This window comes from Leifsonia naganoensis (assembly GCF_013410615.1).
Classification (GTDB): Bacteria; Actinomycetota; Actinomycetes; order Actinomycetales; family Microbacteriaceae; genus Leifsonia; species Leifsonia aquatica.
This window is the reverse complement of record NZ_JACCHJ010000001.1, coordinates 2,192,063-2,215,955: the sequence shown is the minus strand read 5'-3', so window position 1 is coordinate 2,215,955 and position 23,893 is coordinate 2,192,063. Positions and strand designations below refer to the sequence as shown.

26 protein-coding genes are annotated in these 23,893 nt (G+C 71.0%); 14 read left to right on the top strand and 12 right to left on the bottom strand.

Annotated elements, in window-relative coordinates; genetic code table 11:
* Window positions 1-104: 104 nt before the first annotated feature.
* On the top strand, window positions 105-1,346 hold the full coding sequence (locus HNR14_RS10765) for an MFS transporter (protein WP_179701039.1): 1,242 nt from the start codon (window positions 105-107) through the stop codon (window positions 1,344-1,346).
* A gap of 14 nt (window positions 1,347-1,360) precedes the next feature.
* Here HNR14_RS10765 and HNR14_RS10760 read toward each other — a convergent pair whose 3' ends face one another.
* Complete coding sequence (locus tag HNR14_RS10760) at window positions 1,361-2,167, bottom strand: DNA alkylation repair protein (protein ID WP_218875020.1); 807 nt, start codon at window positions 2,165-2,167, stop codon at window positions 1,361-1,363.
* 124 nt (window positions 2,168-2,291) lie between these two features.
* Between HNR14_RS10760 and HNR14_RS10755 the strand changes: the two genes are divergently transcribed.
* The 3 genes from HNR14_RS10755 to HNR14_RS10745 are packed head-to-tail and all read left to right on the top strand — an operon-like array spanning window position 2,292 to window position 5,487.
* Entirely contained in the window at window positions 2,292-3,737 is a 1,446-nt protein-coding gene (locus HNR14_RS10755; RefSeq protein WP_179701038.1) for a DUF6421 family protein, read from the top strand.
* Window positions 3,734-4,417 (top strand): SDR family NAD(P)-dependent oxidoreductase, encoded by a 684-nt coding sequence (locus HNR14_RS10750; RefSeq protein WP_343064459.1) that lies wholly within the window; start codon window positions 3,734-3,736, stop codon window positions 4,415-4,417. The genes HNR14_RS10755 and HNR14_RS10750 overlap by 4 nt, the downstream gene beginning before the upstream one ends.
* Complete coding sequence (locus tag HNR14_RS10745) at window positions 4,414-5,487, top strand: beta-eliminating lyase-related protein (protein ID WP_179701037.1); 1,074 nt, start codon at window positions 4,414-4,416, stop codon at window positions 5,485-5,487. The genes HNR14_RS10750 and HNR14_RS10745 overlap by 4 nt, the downstream gene beginning before the upstream one ends.
* A 399-nt stretch (window positions 5,488-5,886) precedes the next feature.
* Here HNR14_RS10745 and HNR14_RS10740 read toward each other — a convergent pair whose 3' ends face one another.
* Window positions 5,887-6,651 carry a GNAT family N-acetyltransferase gene (locus HNR14_RS10740; RefSeq protein ID WP_179701036.1) on the bottom strand — a complete coding sequence of 255 codons (765 nt, stop codon included), beginning with the start codon at window positions 6,649-6,651 and terminating at the stop codon, window positions 5,887-5,889.
* Between the two features lie 67 nt (window positions 6,652-6,718).
* On the opposite strand from HNR14_RS10740, the gene HNR14_RS10735 reads away from it, so the two are divergent.
* Window positions 6,719-7,027 (top strand): hypothetical protein, encoded by a 309-nt coding sequence (locus HNR14_RS10735; RefSeq protein WP_179701035.1) that lies wholly within the window; start codon window positions 6,719-6,721, stop codon window positions 7,025-7,027.
* A 13-nt stretch (window positions 7,028-7,040) separates the two neighbouring features.
* On the opposite strand, the gene HNR14_RS10730 is transcribed toward HNR14_RS10735, so the two are convergent.
* The 3 genes from HNR14_RS10730 to HNR14_RS10720 form a co-directional block, all read right to left on the bottom strand.
* On the bottom strand, window positions 7,041-7,484 hold the full coding sequence (locus HNR14_RS10730; RefSeq protein WP_179701034.1) for an SRPBCC family protein: 444 nt from the start codon (window positions 7,482-7,484) through the stop codon (window positions 7,041-7,043).
* A 108-nt stretch (window positions 7,485-7,592) separates the two neighbouring features.
* Window positions 7,593-8,474, bottom strand: a complete 882-nt coding sequence (locus HNR14_RS10725) for an NAD(P)H-hydrate dehydratase (RefSeq protein WP_179701033.1) — start codon at window positions 8,472-8,474, stop codon at window positions 7,593-7,595.
* A complete protein-coding gene (locus HNR14_RS10720; protein WP_179701032.1) occupies window positions 8,461-9,180 on the bottom strand; it encodes a histidine phosphatase family protein in 720 nt (239 codons plus the stop codon). Before HNR14_RS10720 ends, HNR14_RS10725 begins: the two co-directional genes overlap by 14 nt.
* A gap of 65 nt (window positions 9,181-9,245) precedes the next feature.
* Here HNR14_RS10720 and HNR14_RS10715 point away from each other — a divergent pair, with 65 nt between their 5' ends.
* The gene (locus tag HNR14_RS10715) at window positions 9,246-9,662 is read left to right on the top strand and encodes an ester cyclase (RefSeq protein WP_179701031.1); all 417 of its coding nucleotides are present in this window, start codon (window positions 9,246-9,248) and stop codon (window positions 9,660-9,662) included.
* Window positions 9,663-9,681: 19 nt separating this feature from the next.
* Here HNR14_RS10715 and HNR14_RS10710 read toward each other — a convergent pair whose 3' ends face one another.
* Window positions 9,682-10,575, bottom strand: coding sequence for an alpha/beta fold hydrolase (locus HNR14_RS10710; protein WP_218875019.1), 894 nt, complete (start codon window positions 10,573-10,575; stop codon window positions 9,682-9,684).
* A gap of 138 nt (window positions 10,576-10,713) precedes the next feature.
* Here HNR14_RS10710 and HNR14_RS10705 point away from each other — a divergent pair, with 138 nt between their 5' ends.
* From HNR14_RS10705 to HNR14_RS20875, 3 genes are all read left to right on the top strand, one after another.
* Window positions 10,714-11,781, top strand: a complete 1,068-nt coding sequence (locus HNR14_RS10705; protein ID WP_179701030.1) for a YbdK family carboxylate-amine ligase — start codon at window positions 10,714-10,716, stop codon at window positions 11,779-11,781.
* A 77-nt stretch (window positions 11,782-11,858) separates the two neighbouring features.
* Window positions 11,859-12,896, top strand: coding sequence for an iron-containing redox enzyme family protein (locus HNR14_RS10700; RefSeq protein WP_179701029.1), 1,038 nt, complete (start codon window positions 11,859-11,861; stop codon window positions 12,894-12,896).
* Window positions 12,893-13,105 (top strand): CDGSH iron-sulfur domain-containing protein, encoded by a 213-nt coding sequence (locus tag HNR14_RS20875; RefSeq protein ID WP_179701028.1) that lies wholly within the window; start codon window positions 12,893-12,895, stop codon window positions 13,103-13,105. The genes HNR14_RS10700 and HNR14_RS20875 overlap by 4 nt, the downstream gene beginning before the upstream one ends.
* Window positions 13,106-13,234: 129 nt before the next feature.
* Here the strand turns inward: HNR14_RS20875 and galU are convergent, their stop codons facing one another.
* The 5 genes from galU to HNR14_RS10670 all read right to left on the bottom strand — a co-directional run bounded on the left by galU (window position 13,235) and on the right by HNR14_RS10670 (window position 19,549).
* The gene (gene galU, locus HNR14_RS10690; protein WP_179701027.1) at window positions 13,235-14,260 is read right to left on the bottom strand and encodes a UTP--glucose-1-phosphate uridylyltransferase GalU; all 1,026 of its coding nucleotides are present in this window, start codon (window positions 14,258-14,260) and stop codon (window positions 13,235-13,237) included.
* A 45-nt stretch (window positions 14,261-14,305) separates the two neighbouring features.
* Window positions 14,306-15,709 carry a UDP-glucose dehydrogenase family protein gene (locus HNR14_RS10685; RefSeq protein ID WP_021756209.1) on the bottom strand — a complete coding sequence of 468 codons (1,404 nt, stop codon included), beginning with the start codon at window positions 15,707-15,709 and terminating at the stop codon, window positions 14,306-14,308.
* 29 nt (window positions 15,710-15,738) lie between these two features.
* Window positions 15,739-17,220, bottom strand: coding sequence for a glycoside hydrolase family 26 protein (locus HNR14_RS10680; protein ID WP_179701026.1), 1,482 nt, complete (start codon window positions 17,218-17,220; stop codon window positions 15,739-15,741).
* Window positions 17,213-18,805, bottom strand: a complete 1,593-nt coding sequence (locus tag HNR14_RS10675; RefSeq protein ID WP_179702623.1) for a glycosyltransferase — start codon at window positions 18,803-18,805, stop codon at window positions 17,213-17,215. Before HNR14_RS10675 ends, HNR14_RS10680 begins: the two co-directional genes overlap by 8 nt.
* 378 nt (window positions 18,806-19,183) lie before the next feature.
* The gene (locus HNR14_RS10670) at window positions 19,184-19,549 is read right to left on the bottom strand and encodes a cupin domain-containing protein (RefSeq protein WP_179701025.1); all 366 of its coding nucleotides are present in this window, start codon (window positions 19,547-19,549) and stop codon (window positions 19,184-19,186) included.
* A 47-nt stretch (window positions 19,550-19,596) separates the two neighbouring features.
* Between HNR14_RS10670 and HNR14_RS10665 the strand changes: the two genes are divergently transcribed.
* The 5 genes from HNR14_RS10665 to HNR14_RS10645 all read left to right on the top strand — a co-directional run bounded on the left by HNR14_RS10665 (window position 19,597) and on the right by HNR14_RS10645 (window position 22,703).
* Window positions 19,597-20,268: a VOC family protein gene (locus HNR14_RS10665; protein ID WP_343064458.1), complete on the top strand. Its 672-nt coding sequence runs from the start codon at window positions 19,597-19,599 to the stop codon at window positions 20,266-20,268.
* A complete protein-coding gene (locus HNR14_RS10660; RefSeq protein ID WP_179701023.1) occupies window positions 20,268-20,798 on the top strand; it encodes a hypothetical protein in 531 nt (176 codons plus the stop codon). The genes HNR14_RS10665 and HNR14_RS10660 overlap by 1 nt, the downstream gene beginning before the upstream one ends.
* 107 nt (window positions 20,799-20,905) lie before the next feature.
* Window positions 20,906-21,496 (top strand): nitroreductase family protein, encoded by a 591-nt coding sequence (locus tag HNR14_RS10655; protein ID WP_179701022.1) that lies wholly within the window; start codon window positions 20,906-20,908, stop codon window positions 21,494-21,496.
* Window positions 21,497-21,777: 281 nt separating this feature from the next.
* Window positions 21,778-22,392 (top strand): hypothetical protein, encoded by a 615-nt coding sequence (locus HNR14_RS10650; RefSeq protein WP_179701021.1) that lies wholly within the window; start codon window positions 21,778-21,780, stop codon window positions 22,390-22,392.
* 32 nt (window positions 22,393-22,424) lie between these two features.
* Entirely contained in the window at window positions 22,425-22,703 is a 279-nt protein-coding gene (locus tag HNR14_RS10645) for a hypothetical protein (protein ID WP_179701020.1), read from the top strand.
* An 81-nt stretch (window positions 22,704-22,784) separates the two neighbouring features.
* On the opposite strand, the gene HNR14_RS10640 is transcribed toward HNR14_RS10645, so the two are convergent.
* On the bottom strand, window positions 22,785-23,834 hold the full coding sequence (locus tag HNR14_RS10640) for a zinc-dependent alcohol dehydrogenase family protein (protein ID WP_179701019.1): 1,050 nt from the start codon (window positions 23,832-23,834) through the stop codon (window positions 22,785-22,787).
* Window positions 23,835-23,893: the final 59 nt, after the last annotated feature.

Below are 23,893 nucleotides of genomic sequence, written 5' to 3'. Positions count from 1 at the left end.
ATCGCAGGCGAGCGCGTCGCGTGCGGCGTGTACGATCGACGGGAACACCGATCACTGGTCGGTTTTCCGCCCGTGTCCGTCCCATCCGATCCGAGGTCCCTGTGATGACGCAGACCGCTCTCGACCGTCGCGCGCTCGTGCGCTGGCGCAACGCGATCACCGCCGCGTTCGGCCTCGGCGGGGTGACCATCGCGACCTGGGGGCCGCGCCTCCCGGAGCTGATGCGCGAGCTCGACATCGACACGCCCACGGTCGGCATCCTGATCGCCTGCTCCACGGTCGGCTCGATCGCGGGTCTCGGGATCTCGACGCCGCTGCTCGGCCGTCTCGGCGGACGCTGGGCGGTCTCGACGGCGCTGCTCACGATCGCCGGGTCGCTCGTGCTGATGGGTGGCGCGCTGCTGGCCCAGTCGGTTCCGCTCGTCGCACTCGGCTTCGTGACGGTCGGGCTCGGGATCGGGACGCTCGACGTCCTCATCAACGTGGAGGGCGCCGCGATCGAGCAGGCGGCCGCCAAGACGCTCATGCCGCTGATGCACGCGGCCTGGTCGGTCGGCGCCGCGGTGGGGTCCGGGATCGGGGCGGCCTGCGCCGCACTGGGCATCGCGCCCTCGGCCCAGTTCATGGCGCTGGGCGTCGTCGTCGTGGTCGTCACGCTCGCGATGGCCCGCGCCATCCCCGCGGCGGCACCGGAGGCCGTCGCCGACGACGCACCGCGACCTCCCGTCGCCGCGCGCGTGCGGCAGTGGCTGCGCGGCTGGATGGACGTACGGCTGCTGGTGATCGGCGTCGTGATGCTGGGCGTGGAGCTGGGCGAAGGGTCCGCGAACACCTGGCTGACGCTCTCCGTGAAGGACGACCACGGCCAGACCGCCGCGATCGCCGCCCTGTTCTTCACGATCTTCGCCGCGAGCGAGGCGGCGACCCGCATCTTCGGCGGGCCGGTGGTCGACCGGCTGGGGCGCGTGGCGACCATCCGCTGGACGACGGCGCTGGGCATCGCCGGCCTGCTCCTCTTCATCCTCGGCGGCGAGCTGTGGATGGTGCTCGTCGGCGTCGTCCTGTGGGCCGTCGGCGTCTCGATGGGGTTCCCGCTCGGGATGTCGGCCGCAGCGGAAGGCGGCGGCAACGCGGCGGCCCGGGTGAGCGTCGTCGCCTCCATCGGCTACATCGCGAACCTCGCCGGACCTCCCGTGCTCGGGCTCGTCGCCCACTCGACCGGGCTGCTCGGGGCGCTCTGGCTGGTCGTCGCGCTCATGGCGGCCGCATTCATCAGCGCGCCGGCGCTGCGGCCGCGGGTCGCACGCGGAGCGCCGGCTCCGGCGCCGGTCAATTCCGGAGAGTAGGGGCGACGCGCCGCTCAGCGTACTGCGCGGTACTGCGCCCGGGTCGCCGGGGCGAGGTGTTCGGTCGCGTAGGAGAGCATGGTGCGCGGCATCCGCGCGGCGTGCTCGTCCAGGAAGCCGAGGAGGAGCGCGCGGTCGACGCGTTTGCCGACCTCCCGCAGCATCCACCCGACGGCCTTATGCATGAGATCCTCGCGATCGGTGAGCAGACGCTCGGCCAGCGCGAGGGTCGTGGAGGCGTCGCCGCGGCGGATGAAGGCGAAGGTCGCGAGCACCGCGACCCGCCGCTCCCACAGCACGTCGCTCGCGGCCAGCTCGTCGAGCAGCTCGCGCGGTCGGTCCCACAGCCACGCTCCGAGCACGAACTCGGCGGACGAGTCGACGAGGTCCCAGTTGTTCACACGCCCGCGCCGCACGGCCGCGAGGTAGAAGTCGGCCAGGCGCTCGCGCGCCGCATCGTCCCGGTCGCCGGGGCGGCTCGCCCGCTCGAAGGCGCGGTTCAGGATGATCAACCCGGCGAGGCGGTGCTCGTGCACGTCGCTGTCGAGGAGAACGTCGATCTGCTCCAGCGGCATCCCCTCGAACCGCTTCGCGACGGCGCGCGTCTGCGGAACGCGCACGCCGATGAAGACGTCGCCCTCGCCGTACTCACCGGGCCCGGTCTTGAAGAAGCGCTGCAGGAAGACGGCGTCGGCGGGATCGGCGACCGCGGCGAGCGCCTCCTGCACCTCTGCCGCATCGATCGTCACGCTGCCGAGATTACCGAACGGCGCGGGAGGCGTCGTCGCGTTGGCGAATCCTGCGCGTTCCGTCGATTTCACGCACGATTCCGCCGAAACGGGCAAAGAAACGTCCGCGATCCCCGGATAGGCTCGACCGAGGGCGCGATTTCCCGCGCCCTCGCTGCCGCGAGCCTGCGGCCGACCGATGACGGGAGGTTCGTCAATGTCTCAGTCCCTTTCCAGCTTCACGCAGAACGCGATTGTCGGAGAACCCGAGGTCGTCGAGGACGCCCGTCCGGTGCGCGAGGTCGCGACGCATCCCGCGTGGCTCCGGCTCAAGGATGCCGCCGTCGCCCTGCAGGCGCTGCAGATCAAGGACGGCTCGGTCGAGCAGGAGTCCGACCGCCCTGCCTCCGCGAGCCACGTCGCCGCGATCATCGAGTCGATCGACGAGCTGGCGCCGTTCTTCCCGCACGACGCGTCGTACCTCGCGGCGCTGCAGCGGGATTTCACCCGCTGGGCCGACGAGGGCTTCGGCGTCCCCGACTTCCTGGACGCCCTCAACGAGTTCCAGCCGCAGCAGCACCGCGTCGACGGGCTCGGCCACCTGGTCGTCTTCCCGATGTACACGCAGAACGGCAGCGCGAACCGTCTCGTGGAGGCCGTGCTGGTCGAGGTGATCTGGCCGGAGTTCGTGGCGGAGCTGGAGGCCGGCGAGTACGGCAACAAGCTCTTCGTTGCCCTGCGCTTCGTCGACTTCACCCCGGGCTACGACACCAACTCGGCCGTCCTCTTCCCCGAGACGGTCGCGATGCGCGAGATCCCGCAGTTCACCTGGGGCGCGATCTTCCAGGACCGCGAGGCCGCCCGGTACCGCCGGGTGGTGCGCGCCGCCGCGGAGATCACCAAGCTGGAGCTGCCGGCCGACGCGGCCGCGATGCTGGACGACCAGCACCTCACGGAGGAGACCTTCGTGATGTGGGACATCATCCACGACCGCAGCCACATGCGCGGCGACCTGCCGTTCGACCCGTTCATGATCAAGCAGCGGATGCCGTTCTTCCTCTACTCCCTGGAGGAGCTGCGCTGCGACCTGACGGCGTTCCGCGAGTCGGTGCGCCTCGAGCGGACGCTCTCGGCCATCCCGGACGCGGAGCTGTCGGAGGCGCAGCGCGCCATCCGCGACCACGCCCACCTGGTGCAGTACGCGGTGATCTTCGATCGCATCTTCCGCTTCGCGATCACCGGCAGCCGCGTGCGCAACTACGACGGGCTCGGCGGCCAGCTGCTGTTCGCGTGGATGCACCAGCACGACGTGCTGCACTGGACCGACACCCAGCTCACCATCGACTGGGAGTCCGTGCCGGACGTGGTCGTCGCCCTCAGCGACCAGATCAACGAGCTCTACTGGCGGTCGATCGACCGGCCGAAGGTCTCGCACTGGCTGGCCGCGTACGAGATGCTGACGCAGACGCTCACCCCGCACCCCGCCTCCAACTGGGCGCGCGGACTCTCCGACGAGATCCTCGCCGGTGCGCCGAAGGGCTACACCGACGCGGTGCTGGACGACGAGTTCCCGCTCTCGATGTTCTACGAGGCGCTGAACAAGAAGATGGCGGCGGTCATCGAGTCCACGGCCGGGATCACCGGTACGACGGACGCCGCGTGACGGACGCCCTGCCTCTGCACGGCCGGCTGGTGCTGATCGCGGGAGCGACCAGCACCAGCGGCGAGGCCGTCGCGCGCGCGCTGGTGACGGCGGGCGCGACGGTCCTCGCCGTCGGCACGCGGGAGGAGGCGCTCGACGCCCTCGCCGCCGCGGTCCCGGGCGTCGACACCCGCGTCTGCGATCTCGCCGACCGGGATGCCGTCGCCGAGCTGGCGATGCGCATCCACCTCAAGTTCGGCGCGGTCGACGGCCTGATCCACCTGGTCGGCGGCTGGCGAGGCGGCGGCGGGCTCGCCGGCCAGACCGACGAGGACTGGGACTTCCTGGAGCGCGCGTTCCGCACCCTGCGCAACACGACCCGGGTGTTCTACGACGATCTGGTCGCCTCCCCCGCGGGCCGGCTCGCGATCGTCTCGTCGACGGCCGTCGACTCCCCCTACGCAGGCGGTGCGAACTACGCCGCGGCGAAGGCGGCGGCCGACGCGTGGACCCGCGCCGTCGCCCAGGGTTTCCGCAAGGAGGCCCCGAACGCCGCGGCCGTCGTCTTCGTCGTGAAGACCCTGTCGGGCCTGGAGGATCAACTCGCCGACGAGATCGTCCGGCTCTGGCAGAGCGCGCCCGCCGACCTGAACGGCACGCGCATCGCGCTCGCCGCGAATCCTGCGAGGATGGACGGGTGACGCTACAACTCCATGATCTGAACCTGCGCGGCTTCGCCTCCGACAACTACGCGGGAGTGCACCCCGAGATCCTCGACGCGATCGCCGCGGCCAACCAGGGCCACCAGATCGCCTACGGCGAGGACGTGTACACCGAGCGCCTCCACGAGGTCTTCGCCGAGCACTTCGGCGCGGGCGTGCAGGTGTTCCCGGTGTTCAACGGCACGGGTGCCAACGTCGTCGGCCTGCAGTCGATGGTGCCGCGCTGGGGCGCCGTCGTGTGCGCGAAGACCGCGCACATCAACACCGACGAGGCGGGCGCCCCCGAGCGCGTCGGCGGCCTCAAGCTGCTGCCGGTCGAGACCCCGGACGGCAAGCTCACCCCCGAGCTCATCGACCGCGAGGCCTGGGGCTGGGGCGACGAGCACCGTGCGCAGCCGCTGGTCGTCTCGATCACGCAGACGACCGAGCTCGGCACCGCCTACACGGTCGAGGAGATCCGCGCGATCGCCGACCACGTCCACGGTCTCGGCATGAAGCTCCACATGGACGGCGCCCGCATCTCGAACGCGGCCGCCACCCTCGGCGTGCCGCTGCGAGCGTTCACGACCGACGCCGGAGTGGATGTGCTCAGCTTCGGCGGCACGAAGAACGGCATGCTCTACGGCGAGGCCGTGGTCGTGCTGAACCCGGAGGCGTCCGACGGCCTGATCTATCTGCGCAAGCTGAACATGCAGCTGGCGTCGAAGATGCGGTTCATCTCGGCGCAGCTCATCGCCCTGCTCTCCGACGACCTCTACCTGCGCTCCGCCGGCCACGCGAACGCGATGGCCACCCGCCTGCGGACCGCCCTGGAGCGCGGCGTCGCCGACGGCAGCATCCAGGGCGTCGGCTTCAGCCAGGAGACCCAGGCGAACGGCGTCTTCGCGACGCTGCCCGCGGGCGTCGCCGACCGGCTGCGCGAGCACTTCCGTTTCTACGACTGGGATGCGGCCCGCAACGAGGTGCGCTGGATGTGCTCGTTCGACACCTCCGAGCAGGACATCGACGACTTCGTCGCCGCCCTCGTGCAGGAGCTCTCCGCCGCCTGACGGGGCCGTGTCCCCCGGGTGCCCCTCGATCTGGGGCCACATCGGGGTACAAACGTGTCCTCCATTTAGCCGACAGATTCGTTATTCTTGGATGACGGCCGGGGGAACCCGAATTTCCACCGGCCGTCACCCCGAACGAATGCCGGGCAGCGCGGATCGAACCCTAGCCTCCACGCCGCCCGGCATCGTAGGTTAAGCGGTCCGGAACCGTGGCACCCTCCCCCGAATTGGGGTGGTGGGGTACAAGTTTTGTCCTCCATTTGACCCACACGGAGGACGGGGTTTCGGTTAGTCTTCAAGAGCGGTCGAGGGAAACCCGAATATCCACCGGCCGTAACCCCGAAACGATGTCGGGCAGTGTGGACTAACCCTAGTGTCCATACCGCCCGACATCGTGGGTTAACCGGCCTGCGGAGGCTCCTCCCAGTACTCGTAACGCGAGGCGGAGACGAAGCCGAGGCTCTCGTAGAGCGCGATCGCCGCGGAGTTGTCGGCGACCACCTGCAGCCAGAGCCGGTCGACGCCGTGCGCTGCGGCCTCCCGGGCGAGCGCCGCCGTCAGCGCGCGTGCGACCCCTCGCCGCCGTGCAGAGGGGAGGGTCGCCACGGCGTACAGACCGCCCCACCCGCCGACCAGCGCCAGACGGGCGACCGCGTCGGGCTGCTCCGCTCGCCCCGCCCACGCGTACAGGGCCGGGCCGCCACCGAGGATCCGCTCCACCGTGCGGCGCTCGGCGTCGCCGCCGCGCCCATCCACCGTCCACCAGGTATCCAGCCAGCCGGAGGAGGGGTGGGTCGCGATGCCGATGTCACCGGCAGCGTCCAGCACGGCAGGCGCAGCGACCACGCCGGCGCGGTCGGCCGCGAGGATGTCGGTGGCGGAGTGCCGCCGGTAACCGCGCCGCTCGAGTTCGGGAGCGAGGGCGGGCGGTGCGGCCGGGCTCAGCTGGAACACGGCAGGGAGGCCGCGCGACGCGTACCAGCACTCGGCGACATCCACCGCCTCCCGGATGTCGCGATCCTCCCCCAGGGCGAGCACGGAGTTCGCCCGGTTCGTCACACCGTCGGCCGCCCGCAGCGTCCACGGTCCGAGGGCTTCGCGCTCGAGTGCGGGCCAGCCACGGTCGGCGAGCCGGTCGAGCACGTCGGGGTCGGGGAGGTCCATCCACCAACGCTAACGCGTGCGGGCCGACCGCTCGCCAGCGGCCCTCCTCCGGCGTACCGTCCACGGCATGACCGACACCCACCACGCCGACCCGTTACCCGACAGCGAGATCGCGGGCCTCGGCGCCAAGACCGTCGCCCACGTCATCCACTACCGTCGCAAGACGTATGTGACGAAGCCCTCCGAGGGGTACGCGCTGCTGAAGCGCATCCGCACGCTGCTACGGGACGGGACCACCGACCTGGTGCCCGTCGTGCACCGCGACGGATTCGTCTGGCTCGCCGTCGGCCCGAACATCCCGATCGCCGTCGACGAGATCGAGACCGACGCCGGGCACAGCGAGAAGCACACGCTGAAGCGGCTGGGGCTGGACTGACCGGCGGCGGGCGCTACCGCTGCTCGAGGTGCTCCTTGAGCACGCGCAGCGTCCGCCGGCTCTTGGAGGCGATCGCGGCGGCGGCCAGTGGACGCGCGATGCCGATCAAGCCGCGCGCCGACACGGCGCCCGTGCGGACGACGCGGGTCCCGCCGTCGATCGGGGTCAGCTCGTAACGGATGGTGATGGCGAGCCTGCTGCCGCCGGAGCGCCGGGGTGCCGCGGCCTGCTCGAAGATGAGGAGCCGGTCGGGCTCGTACTCGCAGACGGTGCCCTGCGCCGTCCCGATCAGGCTCGCGTCCGTGTAGGCGGTCCCCTTCGCGATCGAGGCTCCCCCGGCGGAGGTGCGGGTGCGGGGCAACCAGGCCGGGTACCCGTCGAGGTCGGCGAGCGTCGCGAAGACCCGCTCAGGGCTCGCGTCGATGTCGATCGTCAGCACCGTCTCGTTCGTCGCCATGCAGATGACCGTACGCCAGCGAGGGCGGCGACGCGGTACGTCTGCGCATCGGCGCCGCGCCGCATTCGTCCCGAGACGCAGCAGAAGCAGTCCGGGACAGCCGCGCGCTCAGTCGGCGCCCGGGTGCTCGACCGCGGCGAGCTCGCGCGGGAGGCGGTCGACGATCTCGCTCGCAAGAAATCCGAGTGGCGCGATGTCGCGAGCGAGGGAGACTCCCGTCGCCATGTGCAGGTACGTCCCCCACACCGCAGCCTGGGCCGGCGTGCAGCCGCGAGCGGCGAGGCCGGCGATCGCGCCGGCGAGCGCATCCCCGCTCCCAGAGGTCCCGAGGCCGGGGCCGCCGTCGTCGAGGAGGTAGAGGCTGCCGTCGGGGTCGGCGACGACGCCGTGGCACGAGACCACGGCGCGGTAGCGGCGGGCGATCTCGAGGAGGTCGGCGCGCTCGTCCCGCAGCCGGCGGCCCAGCAGCACCGCGGCTTCCTCCGAGTTGGGGGTGAGGATGCGCCGCCCCGACCGGCCACGGTTCGGGCTCCCGGCGAGTGCGCCCAGGGCATAGGCGTCCAGCACGACGGTCGTGTCGCGCCCCGCGACGGAGCGGAGGCGGCGCAGCGTGGAGGTCGTCTCGCGGATGTCGTCGAGACCGGGACCGAGCAGCACGGCATCCGCGGACCGCAGATCGGCGGCCGCCGCACCGATCGAGCGACCGCGCACACTGCCGCCGCGGCCCTCGTCCAGCGGGACCACGCCGCACTCGGGGAGGGCGACGGCCACCTCGGCGGCGGTGGACTCCCCCACGGCGAGGGTGAGGCGCCCGGCCCCCACACGCAGGGCGGCCCGCCCGGCGAGGAGCGCGGCACCGGGTGAGCGGCCGGCGCCGCCGACCACGACCACCTCCCCACGGGACCGCTTCGACCCTCCCGGTGCGGGAAGGGGCCAAGCGCGCAGCAGGGAGAGGTCGACCTTCACAGGATCGCGGTCAGTCGATGACACGGGCGGCTCCCGGGTGCTCGGTCGCCGGGAGGCCGGCGGCGGTGAGGTGGGCGTCGTCGGAGAACGCCTCCACCCGCCAGACCGGGCCGTCCGCGACGAGGGTGGTCACGGTCGCGTTGCCGACGACGCGGTCCAGGAGGAACGCGTTCAGCTGCTCCTCGGTCCAGCCGAGGAGCACGTAGAGGAACAGGCTCACCACGGCGTCGTGCGTGAACAGGAGCACCGTCCGGCCGTCGGCGGCGCCGAGTTCGAGGGCGAAGGAGCGCAGTCGCAGCGCGACGTCGGTCCACGACTCTCCCCCCGGCGGCCGGTAGTAGAACTTGCCTAGCCAGCGGCGGCGAGCGGCCTCGTCGGGCAGTCGCGCATCCACCCCGCGGGAGGTCAGCGCGTCGAGGATGCCGAGCTCGCGGTCGCGGAGACGCTCATCGATGGCGAATGCACGGTCGCCCAGCGCCAGCTGAGCGGTGTTCACCGCACGCCGGTAGGGCGAGCTCCAGACGAGCGCCCGGTCCCATTCGGCGCCGAGCTCGTCCTGCAGGCGCGGTCGCAGGGAGGCGGCCTGCTGCTCGCCGAGCGCGGAGAGCGGCACGTCGGCGTCACGCGCCGTGACGTCGATCGTCTGCGCCCCCGCGGCCTCGGCGGCGGTCGCGGCGACGTTGGCGATGCTCTCGCCGTGGCGGATGAGGAGGATCTTCGCGGCGGTCATGGCCCGGAGTGTACGCCGGGGCGGACCCCTTGCCCGGGCCCGGGAACGGGCGGAGAGTCCATGGCATGCCAGAGCCGGACACCCCTACGCCCGTCGACCGCGAGCTGATCGAGCAGCGCTACCGCCGGTACCTCGACCGGTGCAACGCGCACCGCTTCGACGACCTCGCCGCGTTCGTCGCCGACGACGTCGAGGTCAACGGTGTGCCGACGGGTCGCCGGCAGTACGGTCGCGGCCTCGCCGAGGTCACGGACGCGTTCCCCGACTTCCACTGGGAGCTGCGGCACCTGATCGTCGAGGGCGACTGGATGAGCGCCCACCTCGAGGACACGGGCACCGCGCGGGACGGCCGGGCGATCGTCCTGCAGGAGTTCGCCCTCTACCGCCTCACCGCCGGCCGCCTCACCGCCGGCCGCATCGCCGCCGTCTGGGGCGACCTGGACCGGTGGCGGCTGGAGGCGGCACCCCCGACCACGCGATGAGGCAGCGGATCGCCCGGGGCTAGCTCAGGAAGTCGACGAGCGCACGGGTCAGTTCACCGGGCGCCTCCTCCGCCAGGTGGTGGCCGGAGTCGATCCCGTGCCCTCGCACGTCGTCCGCCCAGTCCCGCCAGATGGGCAGCGGGTCGCCGAACAGCTGCTCGAGGTCATCCCGTGTCGACCAGAGGACGAGAAGCGGCTGGGTCAGCCGACGTCCCGCGGCGCGGTCGGCCTCCTCGTCCGCGCGGTCCACGGTGAGGCCGGCCCGGTAGTCCTCGAGCATGGCGCGGACGACGCGCGGCGAGCGCATCGCCTCCCGCCACTCCGCGTGGTTCTGCGCTCCCATCGCCTCGGGATCGCCCCGGTACCAGCTATCGGGGTCGGCGAGGATGACGCGCTCCGGCGTCTCGGGCTGCGCGAAGAAGAACCAGTGCCACCACTGCGTGGCGAACTCGGGGGTGATGCGCTCCAGGTGCTCGACGATCGGGATGCAGTCGAGCAGGGCCGCGTGGGAGACGGCCTCGGGATGGTCCATCGCCATCCGGAAGGCCACGTAGCTGCCGCGGTCGTGACCCACCACGGCGAAACGCTCGTGGCCGAGGGTGCGCATGGCTGCCAGCAGCCGCTCTGAGCTCGCGCGCTTCGAGTGCGGGGCGTGGTCCGGCGTCGGATCGGGCGCGAGCGACGCCCCGTACCCGGGCAGGTCGGGCACGACGACTGTGAAACCGAGCGCGGCCAGGCGGGGCGCCAGGCGGTGCCAGGTGGAGCCGGTCCGCGGGTGACCGTGGAGGAGCAGCACGCCCGGGCCGGAGCCGGCGCGCCGGAGGTGCACGGTCCCTCCGGGCACCGCGATGTCCTCGACGACGAACCCGTCGAAGATCGGCGGCGCGCCGCCCTCGCTGTCGTCGATCCTCATCCTTCCCCCTCTCCGCCGAACACGGTGGGCGCAGAACCGCTCCGCGTCAAGCCGTTGTGCCGCAGCGCCCCGGCCCTGTCTACTGGGCGCTGTCTACGGGCGCCTGTCTACTGGCGGGGACGACAAGGGGAGGATGATGTGCGGACGACCATCGGTGCCGAGGAGGAGTTCGTCCTCCTCGATCCGGCCACGCTGACGCCCGTCGATCGTGCGGCGGAAGCCATCGCTGCTCTCGGCGGCCGGCGAGCGGACGGCGGCGCGGTGACGCCCGAGTTCTTCCCGTCTCAGCTCGAGTACGCGACACCGGTCTGCCGCACCGCCGCGGACGTCTCGACGGCGCTGGAGGGGTTCCGCGCGGAGCTGCGCGAGTGGGCGGCGTCCGCTGGACTGCTCGCCGCGGGGGTCGGCCTGCCGTATCGCACGGCGCACGACGCGCGCGTGACGGACCACGAGCGCTACCGCGACATCGCGTCCCGATTCGGGCTCGTCGTCCCCGACCATCAGCTCAACGGACTGCACGTGCACGTCGGGGTCGACGACCGGGAGGGGGCGATCGTCGCCCTCAACCGGCTCCGGCCGTGGGTGCCCGCACTGCTGGCCCTCTCGGCGAACTCGCCGTTCTGGCAGGGCGCCGACACCGGGTTCGACAGTTGGCGCGCGATCCACAGCCGACGCTGGACGACGCACGGCGTCCCTCCCGCATTCGTCGACGCCGCCGACTACGACCGCCGAGCCGCCGCGCTGGGCGGTGTCGGCGGCACCAGCGATGCCGGGACCCTCAACTGGGTCGTGCGCCCGTCGGAGCGGTACCCGACGATCGAGGTGCGGGCTTTCGACGCGCAGCTCGACGGCACGACGAGCTCGGCGCTCGCCGCCCTGGTCCGCGGGCTCGTGGTGTCGCCGCCGCCCGATGCGACAGCGGCAGTCGTCCTCCCGCCCGAGCTGCTGGACGCCGCCCACTGGCACGCCGCCCGGGACGGTCTCGGCGGAGACCTCCTCGACCCGCGCGACGGACGGTTGCATCCCGCCACCGAGGTCACCGCAGGGCTGCTGGCCGCGGCCGGACCGGGCCTCGCGGAGCACGACGACACCGACCTGGTGCACGACGCCGTCGCCCTGCTGCTCGCCGATGGCAACGGCGCGACCCGCCAGCGGCGCGCGCTCGCTCAGGGCGGGACGGCGGCCCTGGCCGCACTGATCTCCTGACGCCCGCCGGCCATGCACGGAAGCGAGGACGTGGCAAGCACTTGATCGCCCCCTCGCCTCGCGGCACCGTCGATGGCATGACACCACGCATCACGCCCCGCGGCCCGGTCAGCGCGGCGCTCCTGCGAGCGTTGCCCCTGGCTCCGCAGCACTCCCGCACCGCCGCGGAGGGCATTGTCGAGGAGGTCCGCGCCGCCCTCTCCGCCGGGCCCGACCTGCTCACCGACGACGACCTCCAACTCAGCCTCTACCTCATCTACGGCCTCTCCTACGGCGGCACCGTCGACGCCGACGACGAATGGGAGTGGGACCCCGACATCGTCGTCGCCCGGCGACTCATCGAGCGCCGGTTCGAGGAGCAGCTGCGCGAGCGCGTCCCGGTCGGCGAGCTGCCGGAGCCCGAGGCCGAAGCAGTCGCCGCGTACCTCTTCTCCCTCACCGCCGAGGACGGCGGCCCCAGCCTCTCCCGCTACATCGCCAAGAAGGCCGGCGACGAGCAGCTGCGGGAGTTCGTCATCCAGCGCTCGATCTACACGCGAAAGGAGGCGGACCCGCATTCCTGGGCCATCCCCCGCCTCACCGGACGCGCGAAGGCCGCGCTCGTGGAGGTGCAGTCGGACGAGTACGGCGGCGGCCGGCCCCACCGCATCCACGCGGAGATCTTCGCCAGGACCATGCGCGGCCTCGGACTGGACGACACCTACGGGGCGTACGTCGACGACGTCCCGGCCATCACCCTGGCCTCGTTCACGATGATGTCGATGTTCGGGATGAACCGCCGCCTCCGCGGGGCCATCGCCGGCCACCTCGCCGCCTTCGAGATGACCTCGTCGATCCCGAACCGCTTCTATGGCAACGGCTTCCGCCGCCTCGGGTACGACGAGGACGTCACGGAGTACTACGACGAGCACGTGGAGGCCGACGCTGTGCACGAGCAGATCGCCGGCCGCGACCTCGCCGGCGGACTGGCCGAGGACGAGCCGGAGCTGCTCGCCGACATCATCTTCGGCGCCACCGCGTGCCTCTACGTCGACGGGCTAGCCGGCCAGCACATCCTCGACAGCTGGGAGGCCGGGCGCAGCTCGCTGCGCGCCCGCGAGGAGGTCACGGCGTGACGAGCGAGGAACCGCCGGAGATCGTCGTGTGCCCGAACGGGCCGCTCCTGGTGCGCGGGCACGTCGACCTCACCACGCCGGACGGCGAACCCGTCGAGCAGAAGCGCCGCACGGTCGCCCTCTGCCGCTGCGGGGTCTCCACCATCAAGCCGTTCTGCGACGGGACACACAAGGCCATCCACTTCACGACCGAGGCGCCCGCGCCCTGAGAACGGGCGCTGCGCGGGCGCGAGTGCGGTGCTGCGGTACGACTGCGTCGTGTCGTCGCGCCGCAAACGTCCCGTCGCGCCGCAGTCGCTGGAACTGCGGCGCGACGGGACACGCGGCGGCCGCGCGGGCTAGGCGCCCGCGACGGGAAGGAGCTCGCGCTCGCGCTTCGCGGCGGCCGGCTTCGCGGCCTTGGCGGCGGCGGGCAGCACCGGCACCGAGGGCGCGGGGGCGGAGGGCGCAGCCGGCTCCACCGGAGCGGAGGGCGCGATCGAGTCAGCGAACTCCCGCAGCCACGGCACGAGGCCGGGGCCGAGGTCGTCGCGCGCCGAAGCGAGCTGCACGATGGCCTTGATGTAGTCGAGGCGGTCGCCGGTGTCGTAGCGACGGCCTCGGAAGATCACGCCGTGCACGCCGCCCGTCCAGGCCGGCGCGGTGGCGAGTCCCTCGAGGGCGTCCGTCAGCTGGATCTCCCCGCCCTTGCCGGGCTCCGTCTTCTCCAGGATGTCGAAGATCTCGGGTCGCAGCACGTAGCGCCCGATCACGGCGTAGTTCGACGGCGCGTTCTCACGGCTGGGCTTCTCGACCAGGCCGGTGATCCGCACGACGTCGTCCTCGTCGGTCTCGACGACCGCGGCCGCACCGTAGAGGTGGATGGACTCCGGCGGCACCTCCATCAGCGCGACCACCGTCGTGTTGAGCGCGTGCTGCACCTCCAGCATCCGGGCGAGCAGGGGGTCGCGCTCGTCGATGATGTCGTCACCCAGCAGCACCGCGAACGGCTCGTGACCGATGTGCATCTTGGCGCGCAGCACGGCGTGCCCGAGGCCCTTCGGGTCGCCCTGCCGCACGTAGTGCATGTCCGCCAGGGACGTGGAGTGGCTGACCTTCTGCAGCTTGTCGGTGTCGCCCTTGCGGACGAGCGTGTCCTCCAGCTCGGTGTTGCGGTCGAAGTGGTTCTCGAGCGCGTTCTTGTTGCGGCCGGTGATGAGGAGCACGTCGTGGAGGCCGCTGGAGACGGCCTCCTCGACGACGTACTGGATGGCCGGCTTGTCGACGACCGGGAGCATCTCCTTGGGCATCGCCTTGGTGGCGGGGAGGAAGCGGGTGCCGAGCCCGGCGGCGGGGATCACGGCCTTGGTGACGTAACTGGTCATGTCGGTTCCTTCGATCGGAGGAGCGTGCGTGGAGGGATGGACGGGCTAGCGGACGGAGGCGAGAGCGGCGAGGTCGCGCTCGAGCGGGGCGACCGTGGGCACGGTCCCCATCGCGAGCACGTCCCAGCCGGCGGCGGACCACGCGGCGGGGTCGAGGCAGTTGCGGGCGTCGATCACGGTGCGGCCCGCAGCCAGGGCGCGGAGGGCCGCCGGGTCGGCCGAGGTGAACTCGTCCCACTCGGTGAGCACGACCAGCAGGTCGGCCCCGGCCACGGCGTCGTCCATCGACTCCGCGTAGCCGAGCGTCGGGTACAGCCGCTGGGCGGTCCCGCGGGCCTGCGGGTCGTACACGACGACCTGCGCACCGCGGAGGTGCAGGGCGGCGGCGACGTTCAGTGCCGGCGAGTCGCGGACGTCGTCGGTCTCCGGCTTGAACGCCGCGCCGAGCACACCGATGCGGCGGTTGAGCACCGAACCGCCGAGCGACTTCAGCGCCAGGTCGATCACGCGCTGGCGGCGGCCCATGTTGATCTCGTCCACCTGCTGCAGGAGGCCGACGGCCGCGTGCGCGCCCAGCTCGTTGGAGCGGTGCATGAGCGCCCGGATGTCCTTCGGGAGGCAGCCGCCGCCGAAGCCGAGGCCGGCGTTCAGGAACTGGCGCCCGATGCGCTTGTCATGCCCGAGCGCGTCGGCCAGCAGCGAGACGTCCGCACCGGCGGCGTCGCACACCTCGGCGATCGCGTTGATGAACGAGATCTTCGTCGCGAGGAACGCGTTGGCGCTCACCTTGACGAGCTCTGCGGTGGGGAGGTCGGCGACGAGGACCGGCGTCCCTTCCGCGATCGGCGTGGCGTAGACCCGGCGGAGGAGCGCCTCCGAAGCCGCCGTCGTGCCGCCGAAGACCAGGCGGTCGGGGTGGAGGGTGTCGTCGACCGCCTTGCCCTCGCGCAGGAACTCGGGGTTCCAGACCAGCTCGACGTTCACTCCGGCGGGCGCGGCCTCGGCGACGATCGCCCGGAGGCGGGCGCCGGTGCCGACCGGGACGGTCGACTTGCCGACGATCAGGGCGTCGTGGGTGAGGTTCTCCGCGATGCCGCGCGCCGCAGCCTCCACGTACGCCAGGTTGGCGGCGAAGGAGCCGGACTGCTGCGGGGTGCCCACGCAGATGAAGTGCACGTCGGCGGTCGCGACCGCCTCGGCGATGTCGGTCGTGAAGGCGAGCCGGCCCGCGGCCACGTTCGACCGGATGAGCTCGGGCAGGCCGGGCTCGAAGAAGGGCGCGCGCCCCTCCCGCAGCTCCTCGACCTTGTGCGGGTCGGTGTCGACGCCGACGACGTCGAAGCCGAGCTCGGCCATGGCCGCCGCGTGCGTGGCGCCCAGGTACCCGGTGCCGATGACGCTGAGACGGGGAGCGGGCTGCTCCTTCGGGGACTTCTTGGTGGTGGTCATGTCGTGTCCTTCCGGTGCGATGGAGCAGGTCAGGGAGCCGGGGTGAGGGTGAAGCGGTCTTCCGGTCTCGTGAGGCCGGCGATGAAGGCCGAGAGCGTGTCCGCCCGGGAGTCGATGCGCCAGTCGTTGGTGGCGCGCACCCCCTCGACGTACGTCGTGATGGCGAGGTTGAACCAGGAGAAGCCGATGATGTCGTCGTTCTCCGGGCGCCCGAGCGCCTCGAAGAACGAGGTCACCCATTGCGGTTTGCCGCCGCCCGTCTCGGACGCACCGACCTCCGCCAGGATGATGGGCTTCTTCGTGATCGATCGCAGCTTGTCCAGGCTGGGCTTGAACGTGTAGTCGAAGCTGAAGTCGTTGTCGGACTTGTACGGCGGGCGCAGGTAGCCCGAGAGGCCGACCCAGTCGACGTAGTCGTCGCCGGGGTACAGGCCCTCGAGGTAGCCGTCGACCTTGTGGGTGGCGGGGAGGTTGTTCACGATGTTCGGCGCCCACACCCAGATCACGAGGCTGTTCGCCCCCTCCTGCTGGAAGATGTCGTGGACGTGCCGCCACATCTTCACGTAGTCGCCCGCACTGTTGCCGTTGATCGACTTGCCCTGACCGTCGGTCTCGGACCACGGGTACCAGATGCCGTTCATCTCGTGGTCGAGGCGGATGGCGAGGGGGAGGCCGGTCGCGACGATGTCCTTCGCGTACTGGTGCAGGTAGGCGTCGAAGTCGCCGCCGATGATCTTCGGCAGGGAGTACTCCGGCGCCACGTTGGAGTCGTTGCCCGCGTTGATCGGGCGCGACTCCCACGTCATCATCGGCATGCGGCCCTGCGCCCAGGCGCGGGTGACCGCGTTGGCGCGGAACGTCTCGTCCCAGCCGCTGAAGTAGCCGACGAGATTGGGCGCGACACCGACCTTGGCGCTGGTGGCGTCGAAGGTGGCCCAGTTGAACGGGGCCTGCTCGGTGTACATGCCGTAGTACCGGCTGGTCGGGGCGACGAGGTCGGCACGGGCCGGAGCCGTGATGGGGGTGGTGGTGCCTCCTCCCGAACCGGATGAGCCGGAACCCGAGCCGGACGCGCTGCTCCCCGAGCTCTTCGACCCGGCGGACGCCTTGGCGTTGGCCGCGGCGAGCTGCGCCTTGACGCTGTTGAGCTGGTTCTGAGCGGCCGTCGCCTTCTGCTGGGCGGCGGCGAGCTGCTTGGCCGTCGACGCCTGGGCGGCGAGCGCCTGCTTCTCCATCGCCGTCATCTTTCCCTTCTGGGAGGCGATGGTCTGCGTCGCGCGCTGGAGGTTGCGGCGCAGTTCGGTGTTCTGGGCCGCGTAGGGGGTGATCGCCTCCGTCGCGTCGGCCACGGCCTGACGGAGCGGGGCGCCGGTGGGAGAGGACCAGACGAAGGCGGAGATGCCGACGAGGGTCCCGGTGAGGAGGATGGCCGCCGCGGCGGTCGCCTGGGCGCGCGAACGGGACTGGGACCACCAGGCCGCGGTCTTGGTGGAGATCGAGGGGCTAGACAAGGAACAGAGCCTCCAGGGTCAGGATCGCGATGCCGATCAGGTACGGGATGGCGGCGAGCGGGTTGAGGCGGCGCCGCTTCGAGGTCTTCTTCGCGGAGGTGGCCGTGGCGGCCTTCGCCGCCTTGGCCTCCGCACGGGTGGCGGTGCCGGCCAGCGCGACCACGGGACGCGCCGCGATCGCGGTGACGCTCCCCGTCGCGGGACGGCTCGCAGTCTGCAGGGCCGTGGCGGTCGTCACCCCGCCGACCGCATCCGGGAGCGCCGGACCAGACGGGGTCTCGGACGAGGGCGCGCTGTCGAGCGCGGCGATCTCGTCGTCGGAGCTGATCTCCGCAGGACCGCCGGCGTAGGCGCCGGCACGGGTGCCCCAGCCACTGGCGTGCGCCATGCGGAAGAACCCGATGAGTCGGATCGGCATCAGGAAGAACGTCGAGACGATGATGAAGATCGGCAGGCGGAAGAAGTCGCTCGGCTTCTCGGAGAGGTGCCGGATCTGGCGGATCGACATGCTGATCACCGACGACGCGACCATCAGCGCGACCACGGTCAGGACACCCGCCTGGACGCCGTACTCGTGCAGGAAGCCCGCGTAGAAGTTGTAGCCCTGGCCGGTGATCGATCGGTAGACCCAGCCGCCGAGCACGCCGGCGAGCACGAACGGCAGGATGATGTCCATCACGAAGAAGAACGCCAGCAGGGGCGCGTGCCCGAGCATCCACGGCAGCATCCGGAGCGTGTTGTACTGGCTGCCGCGCGCCCAGCGGAGCTGCTGCTTGAAGAGCTTCTTCACCTTCAGCGGGGCGTCCGTGTAGCAGAGGCTGGTGTGCTGGTAGACGGTGCGGTAGCCCTCTTTGAGCGTGAGGTTCGTGAGCGTGCGGTCGTCGGAGACCTCGAGGAAGACGCCGAGGAACTTCTCGGTCATGAACTTGTCCATGACGCGCATCAGGATCGACCGGCGGAAGGCGATCGTGCGGCCCGGGAGGCAGCCGATCTGCCCGACGACGCTCTGGGCGGGCATCGAGTAGAGCGCCCGCGAGTTCTCGAGCCAGTCGGCCCACCGGGTGATCCAGCTGCGCTCCGGCTCGAGGATGCGCTGCTTGGTGGTCACGCCGCCGACGCGGTCGTCGGCGAACGGCTTGACCAGCTCGCTCAGGGTGTCCTGCGTCCACACGGTGTCGGAGTCGACCAGGACCGTGATCTCGCCGGTGGACATCCGGGTGCCGATCATGACCGCGTTGCGCTTGCCGGGGATCGGCGTGTGCACCCAGCGGACGAGCGGGGCGAACTCCTCGCACACCTCGGCCAGGTCGGGGTTGGGGGCACCGTTGATGACGACGATGATCTCGCCGGGGCGCTGCTCGACCATGCGGCCGAGCACGTCGCGGAACAGGTCGAGCGGTTCGTCGACGACCGGCACGACCACGCTCGTGGTGCCGTGGAACTCGCCGGTGTACGGCCGGTAGCGGCGGGACATCAGCACCTTGACGATCCAGATGACCCAGATGAGGGCGGAGTAGACGGCGAAGAGATAGATCTCCGGATGGCCGCCCAGCATGTGCCGGATCTGCAGCAGGAAGATGAACACGAGCGGACCTCTCACGGGGGGAATGGGGTTGGCATCCACGACGGCGGGGATCTGGTCTGTTCGGGTGGCTCAAGTTGTATTGGTTCTCAGGCATGGCCCGCAAGTAGGGGTGGACAGGGCGGGTCGGCGCGTCGGGCGCCCCCCTCCACGACCCCTGTCCGCAGACACGCGGACAGCACTTCTCGGGCGTGTCGGCATGGCGCATCCCGGGCGTGGCGGAGGAAGAAGGCCTGATCGGATACCGAAATATCGGGAGGATTCCGACAATTGACGGCCACTCGGGTTTTGTACCCCATACTCCTCTTCGTGTACCCCGCAAAGTCCTCCGGCGATACGGGCCCGAATGTGACGAATTGTTACGTGCGCGTCATATTGCGTTCACACCGGCGACGCGGGATCGGTCGGGAGCACGGGCCCGAGGGAGGGCCTCCGACCCCCTCCCGCCTCCCCTTTGAGCTCGACGATGATCGTGCGGGTGGGGGTCTCGCCGATATTGCTCCCGGCGTGCGATTGCTCGGGGATCCACACGGCGACCCCCTCGGGCAGCTCCACTTCGGCGCTCTGATCGCCGGACTCGAGCCTTCGGCGGAATGCGGTCAGCGTGACCATCACGGAGTCGGGGTGATGGTGCACGGTGGTGCTCTCGCCGGGCTCGTCGGAGTACGCGAGCACGCGCACGCGCTCGTTCTCCCAGAGCACCCGGTAGTGATCGGGGTTGCTGACCGTCGGGTCGTCGTCGACCATGAGCGCAGGCTACTGCTCCTGCGCACCCCGGGGCTATGCTGTGGCCCGTGGGCACGGACGACCGCATCTCCCCCCGTCGCTTCCACGACGCCGACGGCGTCGAGGACTGGTCGGTGCTGTACGACGGAGCCGTCGCGCGCTACGCCACCGGGACCTTCGAACGCGGTGCGGCCCTGGTCGCCGAGATCGCGCGGCTGGCCGAGGAGGCCGGCCACCATCCCGACCTCGACCTGCGCTATGGCAGCCTCGTCGTGCGCCTCGTCAGCCACGACGTGGGAGACATCAGCGCGCGCGATCAAGCGCTCGCCGCACGCATCTCGCAGGCCGCGCGCGAGCTCGGGATCGCGTCCGCCGCCACCCGCGCTCAGACCGTGCAGATCAGCATCCACGCGCTCGACATCCCCACCGTGCTGGCCTTCTGGCAGGCCGCCCTCGGCTACGACCGGGTGGGCGACGCGGACCTCGTCGACCCGCTGGGCCGCGGCCCCGCCGTCGCGTTCCAGCCGCTCGACCACCCGATGACGCACCGCAACCGCATCCACATCGACATCTCCCTGCCGCGTGCCGAGGCCGTGGAGCGGGTGGATGCGGTGCTCGCCGCCGGTGGCCGGCTCACCGAGCACACCCGCGAGCCGCACTGGTGGTCGCTGGCCGACCCCGAGGGCAACGTGGCGGACATCGCCGCGTGGCGCGACGACTCCGAGGAGGGGGATCTGTGATGTCAACCGCACGGACGAAGGCGGGCGTCCGCGCCCGAGCCGGTGCAGCCGCGGGACTCTCTGTCGCCGTACTGCTCCTGCTGACCGGCTGCGACCTGTTCGCACCGCAGGACACCATCGACATCCACGAGACGAGCGACGGCGTGAGCGGCACCGTCGGCGACGTCTTCGTGGCCAACGCCGTGCTCCTCACGGCCCCCGACGGAGACGGCCCCGCGGGGCTGGTCGCCAGCCTCGTGAACCAGGGCACCTCGTCGCGCGACGTGAGCATGCACACCACCGCCGGCAGCGAATCCGTCGCGCTGGAGCCGTCCGGCGTCGTGCAGCTCGGCGTGCCGGAGGGTGAGACCGTCGAGTTCGACGGGCTCGACGCGAAGCCGGGATCGCTGACGGACGTGACCTTCGAGACCGGCGCGGAGACGCTGACGCTGCAGGTGCCCGTGCTCGACGGCGCCCTGCCGCAGTACCGCGACCTGGTGCCGACGGCGACGCCGCTCCCGACGCCCACTCCGACCTCCACCTCGAAGTAACGGATCGCAACGCTCGCGGAATACTCCCGGAGTTGATGTGTTTACATCGATATAGCCGGGCAATGGAGCCTCGAGGCCATCCATCCACACTTCGAGGAGATCCACCCATGTCGCTCACCGACGTCGCGCCCCGCACCGCCGAGACCGCCGCGCCCCTGCTCCCCGCGCTCGCCGAGCGCTGGAGCCCGCGCGCGTTCGACACCGCCGCCGTCATCGACGAGACCAAACTGACCGCCGCCCTCGAGGCCGCGCGCTGGTCGCCGTCGGCCAACAACTCCCAGCCCTGGCGCTTCATCGTCGCCCGCCGCGGCACCCCCGAGTTCGACAGCATCGCCGCCAACCTGATGGGCTTCAACCAGGCCTGGGCCGGCGCCGCCAGCGTGCTGATCGTCGCCGTGGCCGAGGTCGTGGACGCCGAGGGCGCCGAGCGCCGCTGGGCCACCTACGACGTGGGCCAGGCGGTCGCGCACCTCACCATCCAGGCCCACCACGACGGCCTCCACACCCACCAGATGGGCGGCTTCCAGGTCGACGGCCTGCGCGAGGCGTTCGGCCTCGAGGAGCGCTTCGTGCCCGTCTCGGTGACCGCCCTCGGCATCGTCGGCGACGCCGACGCGCTGCCCGAGCCGCTGCGCGAGCGCGAGCTCGCCCCGCGCGTCCGCCGCCCCCTCGACGAGGTCGTCATCGTCCGCGCCTGACGCGCGCGCCGGCGGGCCGCTGCCCGCCGCCGAAGTTCACGAAGGGGCCCTCATTCCGTGCGGAATGAGGGCCCTTTCGTGAATGCACTACGGAGATCTTCAATCGCGAGTACTCGATCCAGCCGCGAGCCTACTGGCGGCCGCCGAGGCACTGGTATTTCTGCTTCATACGCTCATAAGCCGGTCGAACTCATCGGTCGCAGAGATGACCGGGACTCTCGTTGGCGAGACACGTTCCGCGTGTTCGGCTTCGCCCGTGTGGGGTCCTTCAAGGAGAGATCATGCGGAGAACATCGAAGTTCACCTCGGCCCTCGCGGTAGCCGTCCTCGCCAGCATCGGCACGATCGCCGGCGCTACCGGCGCAAATGCGATGCTGCCAGAATCGGAGGCTCCGACGAGCGACGTCCCCGGCGAAGTGCGCAACGGGGCACTGGACCCTGCCACTTTCGAGGGTGAACTCATCGTGGCTGTCCCGTCAGGACACGAAGTCATTGTGACCGTCGAGGCTGGCGAGGCCCCATCGGTCATCGAGGAGGTGCAAGCTGCGGACGCGACGGGGTCTCCGCAAGGTCAAGGTCGTGTCGTGCAATCACGGGCGGGATGCGGCGAGAAGGTTCGCTCCGTCGCCGGGATGTTCGGGTACTCCACGAGCGTCCAGGGATGCGCGGTAGCGGGCTACCCCGGCTACCAGAGGTCGTACTCGTGGAGCAAGACCTCGGACACGAGCGTATGCACTAAAGGCAAGGGTTTCAACGGCAACAATGCCACGTGGTTCAGCACGTCGTGCAGTAGCGGAAGCTGGTCGGTTCCATGGGGAAACGTCCTCGCATACACACAGATGCAGGGCATGTCGCTTGCGGGCGTCGTCGGTGCCACGTACGACTGGCGCGCCTAGATTCACGCCGACTCGACGAAGGAGTGTGAGTGATGGAAGCCTCTCGCCTGCAACCGAAGCCTGTGCTCGTGTGGGGGATCGTGCTGACGATCTCTGGTTCGGTCCTGACGATCTTCATCCCCAACATCGCGTGGTTCTTCACGAGCGCGAGGAACGCGGCGACGGGAGTCGATCAGGGCCTTCTCCTGCTCCTGGACCTCATCGGGCGCATCGTCGGCGGTGTCGTGACGCCGTTCGGAGTCGTGCTGATCGGTGCCGCCGTCGTCATGGCCTATCTGCGCAACCTCCTGCAGCCCCGCCAGCCCGAGTGAGGTTCACGAAAGGGCCCTCATTCCGTGCGGAATGAGGACCCTTTCGTGAACTTCGGCGGCGCGACGCGGAGGAGCCGGAGGCTAGGGGCGCACGAGCGTCTTGATGGCGCGGCGCTCGTCCATGGCGGCGTACGCCTCGGCGATCTCGCTGAGCGGCAGCTCGAGGTCGAAGACCTTGCCGGGCTGGATGGCGCCCGACCACACGTCCTGCAGCAGGTCCTCGACGTAGTTGCGCACGGGGGCGACGCCGCCGTTGACGCCGATGTTGCCGTTGAAGAGGGGGCGGACGGGCAGCTCGGGGCCACCGTTCGGGACGCCGACGTAGCCGACCATGCCGCCGGGGCGGGCCGAGCGGATGGCCTGGTCCATCGACTCCTTGGTGCCGACGGCCTCCAGGACGCAGTCCGCGCCGATGCCGTCGAGCAGGGCCTTCACGGCCACGACGCCCTCATCGCCGCGCTCGGCGATGATGTCGGTCGCGCCGAACTCGCGGGCGAGGGCCTGGCGGGATTCGTGCCGCGACATCGCGACGATGCGGGAGGCGCCGAGGCGCGCGGAGGCGAGGACGGCGCACAGACCGACCGCCCCGTCGCCGACCACGACGACGGTGCTGCCCTCGGTCACGCCCGCGGACACGGCGGCGTGGTGGCCGGTGCCCATGACGTCCGAGAGGGTGAGGAGGCTCGGGATGAGCTCCTCGTCGGGGTAGGAGGGGGTCGCGACGAGGGTGCCGTCGGCGTGCGGCACGCGCACCCGCTCGCCCTGGCCGCCGTCGGCGAACCCGCCGACCTGGTCGTTTCCGCCCCACCAGCCGCCGTGCAGGCACGACGTGCTCACGCCGTTGCGGCAGTTGATGCAGGTCATGTCGCAGTCGTAGAACGGCGCGATGACGAAGTCGCCGGGCTTGATCGTGTGCACGTCGGGACCGACGGCCTCCACGACGCCGACGAACTCGTGGCCGATGCGCCGGGGCTTGGGGGTCGGCGTGACGCCACGGTAGCCCCAGAGATCGGAGCCGCAGACGCAGGCCGCGACGACCCGGACGATGGCGTCTCCGCCAGTGGACAAGACAGGATCGGGGACCTCTTCGAGACGGATGTCTCGCTCCCCGTGCAGGACGGTTGCACGCATGCTGCGAGCCTACGCCCGGCTGCCTTGCGCCTGGCTGTCAGGGAGCGCAGACAGCGAGC